This window comes from Halobacteriovorax sp. JY17 (assembly GCF_002753895.1).
Classification (GTDB): Bacteria; Bdellovibrionota; Bacteriovoracia; order Bacteriovoracales; family Bacteriovoracaceae; genus Halobacteriovorax.
The window spans coordinates 951995-963701 of record NZ_NJER01000001.1 but is presented as its reverse complement, the minus strand read 5'-3'; the positions used below and the strand labels follow the sequence as shown (position 1 = coordinate 963701).

General features: G+C 38.3%; 6 protein-coding genes. 5 read left to right on the top strand and 1 reads right to left on the bottom strand.

The genetic code is table 11. The features are described 5' to 3' along the window. Window position 1 precedes the first annotated feature (1 nt). Window positions 2–1090: a 4-hydroxyphenylpyruvate dioxygenase gene (gene hppD / locus CES88_RS04290; RefSeq protein WP_290731430.1), complete on the bottom strand. Its 1089-nt coding sequence runs from the start codon at window positions 1088–1090 to the stop codon at window positions 2–4. A 218-nt stretch (window positions 1091–1308) separates the two neighbouring features. Between hppD and CES88_RS04285 the strand changes: the two genes are divergently transcribed. The 5 genes from CES88_RS04285 to CES88_RS04265 all read left to right on the top strand — a co-directional run bounded on the left by CES88_RS04285 (window position 1309) and on the right by CES88_RS04265 (window position 11698). Then, window positions 1309–4737 carry a thiamine pyrophosphate-dependent enzyme gene (locus tag CES88_RS04285; protein ID WP_290731427.1) on the top strand — a complete coding sequence of 1143 codons (3429 nt, stop codon included), beginning with the start codon at window positions 1309–1311 and terminating at the stop codon, window positions 4735–4737. 2 nt (window positions 4738–4739) lie between these two features. Further along, complete coding sequence (locus CES88_RS04280) at window positions 4740–6068, top strand: MBL fold metallo-hydrolase (RefSeq protein WP_290731424.1); 1329 nt, start codon at window positions 4740–4742, stop codon at window positions 6066–6068. A 54-nt stretch (window positions 6069–6122) separates the two neighbouring features. Next, window positions 6123–8915 (top strand): hypothetical protein, encoded by a 2793-nt coding sequence (locus CES88_RS04275; RefSeq protein WP_290731422.1) that lies wholly within the window; start codon window positions 6123–6125, stop codon window positions 8913–8915. Between the two features lie 8 nt (window positions 8916–8923). Further along, window positions 8924–9961 (top strand): hypothetical protein, encoded by a 1038-nt coding sequence (locus CES88_RS04270; protein WP_290731420.1) that lies wholly within the window; start codon window positions 8924–8926, stop codon window positions 9959–9961. Window positions 9962–10075: 114 nt separating this feature from the next. Then, window positions 10076–11698: a carboxyl transferase domain-containing protein gene (locus CES88_RS04265; RefSeq protein ID WP_290731418.1), complete on the top strand. Its 1623-nt coding sequence runs from the start codon at window positions 10076–10078 to the stop codon at window positions 11696–11698. Window positions 11699–11707: the final 9 nt, after the last annotated feature.

The window sequence follows — 11707 nt, the reverse complement described above, 5'->3', positions numbered from 1 at the left end:
ATTATTCCAGATATCCTCTTGCTACTTGATCTCTTTCGATTGCATCAAATAGAGCTTGGAAGTTTCCTTCTCCAAAACCGTCATTATTCTTTCTCTGAATAAACTCAAAGAAGAGTGGCCCTACATATGTTTGTGTGAAGTTTTGAATAAGGTATCCATCAGCATCTCCATCAACAAGAAGTTTGGCAGACTCTAGGTCTTTTAAATCTTCTTCTACGTTAATTCCACGTGATGGAATCATTTCATAGTAAGAACTAGGAATATCTAGGAATGTAATATCTCTCTTAATGAGTTCTGGAACAGTTCCAAGAATTTTTCCACAAGTAAGAGCAATGTGCTGAACCCCTGGACCTTTGTGAATGTCTAGGAATTCTTGAATTTGTGACTTACCACCTTCAACTTCTGGTTCATTAATTGGTATAATGACGGAGCTATTTTCAAGCTGAACAACCTTTGAATTCAGACCTGTCTTAGCCCCTTTTATGTCGAAGTATCTTGTTTGAACCATTCCATAGATATCTTGGTAGAATTTTACCCACTTTTCCATCTCGCCTTTAGGAACGTTATTAGTTAGGTGGTCAATTCTTGCGACTCTATTAGTAAGAGGTTGCGCCTTAGCGTCACTTTCTAATTTCTTATAGCCTGGGCGAAAGTGTGAATTTGGTCTTTCAACGAATTCATTAATCACATCACCAAAACCTTTTATTGAAGCAGTTAGAAATGTTCCCTCTTCACACTCAACAACTTTAGTGTCAGAGATCATTTCAGCACCTCTTTCAACTGCAGTTTTAATGGCATGCTTACAATCTTCAACTAGAAAAGAAATTGTTGAAACTCCCTCTCCATGTTCTTTAAAGTAAGTTGTTGTATGTGATGTTGGATTATTGTCTGAGACGAGTAGGAAGCGCACTTGACCTTGAGAAAATAACTCTGAATGAAGCTCAGTATTCTCATAAGTTTTAGAAAAACCAAATTTATAGAAGAGGTCTTTAGTTGGAGTTTCTAAAGTTCCACAAGTAAATTCTAGGTGATCTATTGCTAAGATTCCTAATGGGTTCTTTTCACCTATTTTAGAATGAGTATTAGACACTATGCGCCCCTTTTTAAGAGTTAATTTTTTATGGGTTATTTTGGTATAGATTTAATGGAGTTTCAAGGTGCGTTGAGGTGAAATGACGCACTTTTCTCTTTTATTGTGAAAACTATTTGCGTGTGCGCTATGACACGACCAGATATTTACAAGAAGTGACAGATTACCTCCTTTTTTCTTATACTATGCTCAAAAAAACACTGATTTAGGAAAGATATATGTCTATTGAAATATTAAACGGCAATGAACTCATTGTTCAAGGCGGACTTGAAGCTGGATTCAATCTCTATACGGGCTATCCAGGCTCTCCCTTGGCCGACTATTTTAATATTCTCTATAAAAGAAAAGATGAATTTCATAGACGAGGAATCAGAGTTTCTATTGCAAACTCCGAGGCCAATGCGGCGGCCATGGCCTCTGGTTCTAAACAGGCAGGAAAAGATTGTTTAGTGGCCATGAAGTCCATGGGACTTCACGTGGCATCAGATGCACTTTCAGTTGGAAACTTTGCAAACCCTGGTGCTGTGAAAATTGATCCTATTACTGGTGAAGAAATTTACCCAGGTGTGGTTATTGTTGTTGGTGATGATCCTTGGTCCATGTCAACTTCAACTCCGGCGGACTCAAGATACTTGTACAAGCATTTACATATTCCTTTTCTGGAGCCATCGACGCCACAAGAATTAAAAGATTGGATGAAGATAGCTCTTGAAATCTCTAAGAGAACTTCAGTTTATCAAGGATTACTTCTTACTACTTATATGGCCGAAGGCGGGGGGCGTGTTGAAGTTGGTGAGGCCAAAGAAATTGACGGAGAGATCGTCACTCTTGACCCTTCAACATTTGACCTTTCTAAGAACGTCATGGTTCCGCCAAATTCACTAAAGGCCGATGTCTCGATGATAAATGAGCGTTTTCCTAAAGTAGAAAAAGTTTTAGCAGAACTTTCACTTGATGAAATTTTTGGAAAGACAGATTCAAAGGTTGGATTTATTTCAACTGGTGTCGTCTTTGAAACATTGAAACAAGTCTTAGAAGAGGGCGCTCTGATAGATCACTTTAGTCTTTATAAAGTGGCCTGCTCATACCCTTTAATTACGAAGCAGCTTCTACCTTACTTGCAAGGACTAGATACTCTTATTGTTGTTGAAGAGAAAAGAGGTTTTCTAGAAAATGAACTTAAATCATTCTGTGTAGAGCACGGTGTGAATATAAAAATTCATGGAAAGAAATTCAATGAAGGAGAGGGATTTCCTGCTCACGGCGGCCTTAGCTTTGAAATTGTAAGAGATAAGACAAAGGTCTTACTAGACCTTCTTGATATCAATATGTGTAAGGATTTAAAGCACTCAAGCATTTCACTTGGGCTCGATCTGCCAAGAAGACTTCCAACATTTTGTCCAGGCTGTCCCCATAGGGAAACGCTTTCTCTCTTAAAAGATTTAAGAGAAGTTTTAAAAGATCAGGAAGGGTTAAACCTTCTCTCTCACGGAGATGTTGGTTGTTACTCTCTCTCATTTCTTCCTCCGTTTAAGGAGATGCATAATCTCTCTGCCATGGGACAAGGTGGAGCCCTTGGGGCGGGAGTCGATATATTTGCTGATAACCCTTCAGTTGTTTTAATGGGAGATTCAACATTCTTTCATTCGGGATTAACTGATATTTCGAACTCATTACAAATCGGTCACGATATAACTTATATTCTATTAGATAATGATAATACCGCGATGACTGGGCACCAAATGTCTCCGGCTTCAGGAATTTCTGTTGAGGGAATTAAGAGAACGAGACAGAGCATGCTCTCTGTTGTGAAAGGTCTCGGTGTGACTGAGGCCATAGATGTGAATCCAAGTGATCGCTACTTCTATAAGAATCTCTTGACGGATTATATCCATAAAAAAGGGGTGAAGGTTATTGTTTCTAATAAAGAATGCGGCCTTACTTATCACGGTCGTATGAAAGCGAAAGAGAGAAAACTCACAGGAACTGGTAAGACGATTGAGATGAAGTCTTTCTATCAAATCAATACTTCCGTGTGTGAAGATTGCAGAGCGTGTGTTGAGAATACTGGTTGTCCAGGGCTTACTCAAATTCACGATGCCTACGGTTCTAAAGTTTCAATTGACCCTCAGATTTGTGTGGCCGATAGCTATTGTACAAAAATAAAAGCCTGTCCAAGTTTTGAATTGGTGGAAGTCTTAGATTATCACCCAACAAAGTATAAGAATAATAAGGAAATTTCCTTTGATGACTCTTCAATTGAGCTTCCAAATACTATTAAATCTTTTGAAGATATAGCAAGTGGTAAAGACTGGCGTATGGTTGTGACAGGTGTAGGTGGCTCTGGAGTGACGACAATTTCTAGAGTGCTTTCTCACGCGGCAAAATCAATGAATGGAAGAGATGATTTAGATTTTAAATTCATGGACCAAAAAGGACTTGCCCAGAGAAATGGAAATGTAACAGGACATCTCTCTATTTATAAGAAGGGTTTATCTAGAGGAGCGGTAACACCTCTCGCTAGTGCTGATCTCCTTGTTTCTCCAGACCTCTTAGATGCAAGTGGACAGCTTCACTTTCTAGGAGACGATGGACTTGCTATTATAGATAAGAAATTTCAAATCCCACTTTCAATTCTCTTAGATAACGGAGAGGTTGCCGAGACTCTCACAGAGGCCGAGCTTCGAGAGAGTTTAAAGAATAATTTAGGGGAGAGAGTTTCACTCTCTGCGATGAAAGATCTCTGCAATGATATCTTAGGAAAGAGTGTTTACGCGTCGGCGATGATTCTAGGAGTTGCCTTCCAAAGTGGGAGACTGCCATTTACTCTTGAAAATATGAAGGAAGCTTTTTCGAGCGCCATTAAAAAAGGCGAAGCTGAAACAAATTGGCTGGCCTTTAATCTTGGAAGAAAAGTATTCTTAAATGGAGACCAATCTGTTCGCGATCAGTATTTTCAAAAGAAGAAGTCAAAGTTTAATCACTTTGCACTTCTAGAAGAAAGTCTTAGAGCTTCATTCTTACCATGGCAGAATAAAGAGACCTTTGTTGAACTCTTTAATCAGAATTACTCAAAGCTTTCAAAAATGTTTCCAAATATTAATAGCAATCACATAGCAACCTATCTCCATGATATGTATATCTACAATAGAGGAATGGAGGTTCAAAACTTTATTCAAAATGCTCTTCTCATAAGAGAAAGTGTTGAAGAGAGTGAACAAGCTATGGCCCTTAGGACTCTTGCTCGAACTTATTGGGTTAAAGATGAGGTGTATGTGGCGCATCTCATGGTGAGCCCAATGCAGAGAGAGACCGACCAATTGGCCTACGGAAATATTGGGAAGAAGTTTAAGAAAGTCTTTATCAATCGACCAGGCTTTGATCTCTTTGGTAAGAAGATTGAATTTGATATTAGCCCAAAACCTTGGATGTTAAAATCTATGAGGCATTTAAGAATTTTAAGAATGCTCATGCCTGCGTGGCATAGAACTGAAAGGGCGATCAATGCAGAAGTGAGAGAGAAATTAATCAAAGAAACTGCGGCAGATATTCCAAGTTATTCAAAGATGAAGAAGTTAGAAAATATTAAAGGCTATAGAGAAGTTCGTTATAAGAAGGCCAATGAGAAATTGGGAGCGAGTTACTAGTGATGCGAGAATCGATTAGTGCTATTTTTACAAGTGGTGAAGATATTTTCTCCATTAGAAGACAGAATTATCTAAAGGCCTTCCCTGGTTATACGGCTTTTCCCGGTGGAAAAGTTGATAAAGAAGATAGAGAGAGTAATATCACAGTCCCTTCTGTATTTGGTGATCTTCCTAGTCACTTATATAGTGCGCTTTCAAGAGAGATGAAAGAAGAGTTGAATTTTGATCTCTGCTCTAATTTAGAAAGTATTATCTCCATTGAAGATGTGGGGGTTGCAATCACCCCTGAATTTAATCCCTATAGATTTAAAACTCATTTTCTTAGAATTGAATTAAAGTCTCCCGTTAAGTTTGAAGTTGATAGTGGGGAGGCCATGAGTTTTGGCTGGGAAAGTGCGACTAGCATTTTAGAAACTTATAAGAGAGGAGAAATTCTCGCTGTTCCTCCTACGGTAAAACTCTTAGAAAACTTAGCTCTTGATATACACTTTAAGGAAGTTCTTGATCTCTCCCTAGAACATAACCCTGAGACGGAAGTTCCAATGATCGAGAGTATCTACGGAGTGAAACAATTTCTTCCGCTCTCTCATACATTTCCTCCGGCCAATAGAACAAATTGCTTTCTTATAGGTGAGGAGTATTCTGTTCTAATTGATCCATCTCCAAGAGATGAAGCTGAACTTTCAAAATTAGTAACTCATTTAAAGAAGTATAAAGTTAATGAGGTTTTCCTTACTCATCATCACCCTGATCATCATGAATATGCAGTTGAGCTTGCTAAACTCTACAATGTCGAAATTGGTCTAAGTCGTGATACTCATTCTCGAATTCTTTCAAAGCATGGGAAAGACTACTTTCAAGATCTCTCTCTTAAATATTATAAAGAAGGTGATATTCTAACGAAGTCTCTTGGGAGTGAAGTCCAAATCTTTGAAGTTCCTGGTCACGATGAAGGGCAACTTGCACTGGCCCCTAAGAATCTTAATTGGTTCCTTGTTGGTGATCTCATTCAGACAGTAGGTACTGTAGTTATTGGTGCCCCCGAAGGGGATATGGCCAAGTATTATAATTCTCTAAAGAGAGTGATTGATCTCTCGCCAACATTTGTTATTCCTTCCCACGGAATTGCTATTGGTGGAGTTAATAAACTGGAGACAACTCTTAAGCACAGAATGATGAGAGAGAAGAAAATCTCTGAATTACTGGAGAGCGGTTGCAGCGAAGATGAGATTCTAGGAATTGTTTACGAAGGACTCGATGAGAGATTGAAGCTCTACGCTCTTAAGACTATTAGGGCACATATAACAAAGATACTTGCAGAAAGAACGTAAAATCAGTTAGTTGTAAAGATAAAGTTTATTGGAAAAATAACCGATAGAAATAGTATGAAAATACTTTCTTATCTTATTCTCTTTGCACTTTCTTCTTATTCGTATGGATTTACGCTCCCGCGTTTTAGTCAGCAGAAAGTTAATATTCATCATATCAGAATGGTGAAGAATGCCTTTATCGATTTTTCAAAAGATATTGAAAAGAATAATAAGTATGAAGAATCTAGCTTCGTTATGATTCAGAAATTATTTATTTCTAATGCTTACGCGGCTGGAGAGAAGTGTTTCTTCGGAGGATGGCCTAGTCGAATGGAAGGAGATATTTGCAAGTCTCCTAAGTATCATGGTGATTCAACTTGGGCATCAAATGTAAAATGTAAATTAAATAAGAATTCTACTCCTAAGAGTTGTAACCGAGTTATAAACTTTAGTTACGATTCATGTGGTGGAGATAGATTTAGATGTAATCCACTTCTCTTTGGTGCAAATGAATCAGGTAAGGGAAAGTGTATTGAAACTGGTGGAACTTATAAGAAGCTTACACAGAAGTGTGTTGATAGAACAAAAGGAACTAAAGAACTCAGAGATGGAGAGCAATTTCTAAAAGATAATCCTGCTCTTCTTGATGAGTATATCAAGAGTGTTGAAAAGTTCTGTTCTGATACTTACCGTGAAGGTGAGGACTATGATCATAATTACACTTGCGACGCTCTAAGAGAGAGATTGAATGCGATTGGAAAAGATGTTGTTGTAGAAGAGAAAGAAGTTGTTGAAGCACAGAAGGTCGCAGTCAAAAGTGCAAATAAGGCACTAGGGATTTTAGATAGATGTCAAAGAGAGTACACAGCATCTAAAGATGGAGCTTTTTCAAAATTCTTTGCTAGTAGACGAAACTCTATAGATCAGATGGTTGATTACGGAAAATGTTCTTCAGAAGAAATCGATACAAGTATAAGTTCAATACAGCTAGATCAACTCTTGTCTGAATTTGATAATGTTTCAAAGGAAATATTTCCAAAACAAATATTGAATGACTCTGTAAATGCTGGAGTGGAATTAACATTGAAGAACTTGCTCTTTACTATGAATCAATTTGGAGAAGAGATAAATATAAATACTGTCTTATCTCGGTATCCAAGACTTAAGGCCGCTCCTTATAAGCAGAATATTGACAAGGCCATAGAGGACTTTAAAAAAGCAAAAGACAAAGGGAATTTAGATAATTCAAAAATTGATAAGGGAAAAATTGTAGAAAACTTGAATAGCTTCTCTGATAAAATAAATGGCCTCTGCCAAAGAATAAATACGGACTATACAAAGAGAGTTAAGTCGAATGATCCAAGCATTAAAATTGATGCGGGAACATTTGTAAACTCTGATTCTGAAGAAGCTTACTATCAAGATAAACAAGTTGAAATGACTAATATGTATCAGGAATTCTTAGATTCAGATCAAATGAATCTCTCTAGGATTATGGCCACAGATCATTTTAAGAGCGATATTTTTCCTTTTAGCAATGGGCTGGCCGAAAAGTGTGCTGAAGGTAAAATTGATAATATTGCTTTCACTCCTGTTGGAAGAAAAGATATTGATGAAGCAATGGATGATTACAAAGAACTTATGCTCGACGAGTTGAGTGACTATCATTCTATGGTTAGAAATAAGAATGATAGTGATATTGAAGATGGTATTCACGATCTAATTAAGTATAGACCATATCTTCTTGGAAATTTTCTAAAGAACGAGAGGTCTAACCCTGAATTACAAAGTATTTATGCAACTTATCTCTGCAAGGAATCGTTAGATGTTTATTCGAGCGATGAATTTTGGAGAATAGGTGAAGTGACGGCGGGTGGCGCGGGACTAGTTGTCTCTGCGGCGCTAATTGCAACAGGTGTTGGTTCTCCTTTAGGTGTTGGTCTTGCAGCTGCTTCTGGGACATTAGTTGCTGCAGAAGGTGCAATGGCCGTGAGTAATTATGTCGATGCTGATAAAGTCAGCGACGCTTCTAGTGGGAGTTTTGCAACAGAATCAATTTCACTACAGCAGCATACTGACAATAGTGATAACGCTGACTCGGCCAAGAATGAAGCCTTAATCGCCGGAGGAGTTGCACTTATTCAACCTTTGGCCTTTGTGGCAAAATCTGCTAAGAGTGCAAAGACCGGTGTCGCTCTTTATACAAATACATCGAATACTACTAAGGCGGCCAATGCGACTAAAAGTTCTACAGAGCTTCTTGAGTCAGCAGAGACGACACTTAAAATTACAAAAGAAACTCCTCCAACTAGTACCGCTGTGGCTAAAGTTAGAAGCACTTCTTCAACACCTGTTAAGAGATCTAATAATGGGAGCTTTAATAGACGTGCCCAAAGAAGTAAATCTACTAAGGCCAAGGCCGAAGCTAAGCCTAAGAGTGGGCCAGAACAGAGTTTTTCCAGAAGTAATAATCGTGCGCAAAATAGAAGAAAAGCCGCTTCTCGTAATGAAAAAAAGGAAGCTCCAAAAAAAGAAGCTCCTAAAAAAGAAACCGGGCAAAGTACTAATACATTTAATACTAAAGACGATGTTTCAGGATTTGTTTTGAAGAACTATACTCTAGTTAAGAAGCTCCCTTCTGAAGCCGTGAAAGGTTACACCTATAAATCTATTGCAGGTGTAAAGAATGTTTTAAAACAAATTACAGGAAAGGATTATACAAATTTCACTGCTAAAGAAATAAAAAGTGAAATTAAGAGACTCTCATTTATCTTCCATGGAGATAAACACTTTGCGAAGAATGATTTCTTTAAGAAGGTAATGACTGATGAGATGGCGATTATCAATGAGCTTAAAGCAGCACTATAAAGGCATGTATGGTTAAAGTACTTTTAAAAATTATTCTCTGCTTGGGGCTTTGCTTAAATACTTTTTCTAAAGGAAGCTTCATTGATTACTCTGAGGCCTTTGACGTCTTTCAGATTGTCGATGGCATTTCAAATTGGAAGGAAGGAACACCTAAAGAATACCGTGATTACTACGAGAAGACCTTCCAGCTAACAAGCGCCGATAAAGATATGCTTGAGAAGTATAAAGCTATAAGACTTAAATATTATAAAGAATATCCTAAAGCGCAAAATTCAATCTTTTCTGAATCAACAATCTCTGCTGATATTTTATCGAGAACTTTTGCAAGAGTTAAGTCACTTGATCAAGGACTTCTTCTTTTAAAAAAGAAGAAGTACATAGAGATTGATGATTTAAAAGAATTGGTGAGTGTTTATAAACATTTTAAGAAGAATATTTCGGTGATTGTAAAAGAGAGTACGATTCTCTCCTCTGAGGCGAAGAGGCTTGAGAGGATTCTTAAGAAATCAAAAATGACTTCAAATATTAAAAAGCTAGATAAATTCTTTGATCTTCCAACTAGTAAAATCATAGGGGGAAGAATAAAGCTTGTATGGTGGCCACAAACTGAGAGGCCTTCTATTGCATTTCAAGGTGGAAGAGTGATTCTCCGAGTGAACCCAATAAAGCATGCAGAAATGTTAGATGAGGAATTTCTCACTCAAGTTGTGGTGCACTCTTTAATCATAAGTCAGAGTAAAACTATAAAAGAGAATTTATCCAAAGTTTTCTTAGATACTTGTCCTGGAATTAGAGAGAAAGGAATTGCGAAGGATCTTTGGTTTGAAGTTCCTCTTATCGAGGCGCTTTCAAGATATTATATGGTTTCTCAGAAGTTGAAGAAGAAATTCAATCCTTACAATATTAAAACGGAGAGTGTTTGGGTGGATGTGTACTCAAAATATCTCTTTGGTTTGACTCAGTATTCCGTAGCTAGAAAGAGCAAGTTTGATAGGGAATTTATCTCTATTTCGGCCAATTATTGCCAAAATCTCTTAAAACTCTAGAAATCCTTAATTTTTTCCAAATGCGCCCAGGGTCATTGACCCTGCTTGCCTTGTCACAATCGTTCATATCTTATTAAAATGATAAGACTTTCTTATCATAAATTAGGATTAAATATGGATGTATTAAACTCCCAAATTGACACAAACAGTGCCGACTTCAAAGAAAACCAAGAATTTCATTTAAAACTTAGAAACGAGTTCTTAGAACATATCGATCAAGTGAAAAAAGGTGGAGGCGAGAAGTACGTCACTCGTCATCATGAAAGAGGAAAACTTCTCCCAAGGGAGAGAATTGATAGAATTCTAGATGAGGGTTCTCCCTTTATTGAACTTTCAAGTCTTGCGGCCAACGGTATGTATGAGACTGATGTTCCAAGTGCTGGTGTTGTTTGTGGAATTGGTCGAGTTCACGGCGTTGAGTGTATGTTTGTGGCCAACGACGCTACAGTAAAGGGTGGAACATACTTTCCAATGACCGTTAAGAAGCATTTAAGAGCACAAGAGATTGCGCTAGAAAATAGATTGCCTTGTATTTATCTTGTTGATTCGGGAGGAGCATTTCTTCCAATGCAAGATGAAGTCTTTCCCGATAGAGATCACTTTGGAAGAATTTTCTATAATCAAGCACAAATGTCTTCTAAGGGGATTCCACAAATTGCAGTGGTTCTTGGATCTTGTACTGCCGGTGGAGCCTACGTTCCTGCAATGGCCGACGAGTCGGTGATTGTAAAAGGAAATGGAACTATCTTTCTTGGTGGGCCACCGCTTGTAAAAGCCGCAACTGGCGAAGAAGTTACGGCGGAAGACTTAGGGGGCGCTTACGTTCACACTCATGAATCTGGAGTGGCCGACCACTACGCAGAAGATGAAGAAGAGGCGCTGATTATTACGAGAAATATTGTAGAGAATTTAAACTACACTTCTCTAGGTGCTCTGGCAGGTCAAAAAGAAACAAAAGAATATAGCGCTCCTGTAAAGAGCATGGAAGAGATCTACGGAATTCTTCCTCACGATACAAAGAAGCCTTTTGATATTAGAGAAATTATCGCGAGAATTGTTGACGGCTCAGAGTTTCATGAATTCAAAGAGAAGTATGGAACAACTCTAGTCACTGGCTTTGCTCGCATTCATGGGCATCAAGTAGGAATTGTCGCCAATAATGGAATTCTCTTCAGCGAAAGTGCTCAAAAAGGGGCTCACTTTATTGAACTTTGTGGGCAGAGAAAAATTCCTCTGGTTTTTCTACAAAATATTACGGGCTTCATGGTCGGTAAGCAATATGAGAGTGAAGGAATTGCTAAGCACGGTGCTAAGATGGTTACGGCGGTTTCTACTGTGGAGGTTCCTAAGTTCACTGTCATTATTGGTGGATCTTTTGGAGCGGGAAATTATGGAATGTGTGGAAGAGCGTATCAACCAAGATTTCTATGGATGTGGCCTAACGCTAGAATTTCCGTCATGGGCGGTGAGCAAGCGGCAGGAGTTCTTTCAACGGTGAGACAAGACGGTCTTAGGGCCCGCGGTAAGAGTGAAATGTCCGCAGCAGAAATTGCAGAATTTGAAAAACCAATTTTAGACAAATATGAAAAAGAGGGAAGTGCTTATTACTCAACAGCGAGACTTTGGGATGATGGAATAATTGATCCGGCCCACACTAGAGATATTCTTGGTCTTGCCATCAGCTCTTCTTTAAACGCTCCAATCGCCGACACTAAGTTTGGCGTCTTTAGAATGTAGGAAATGAGT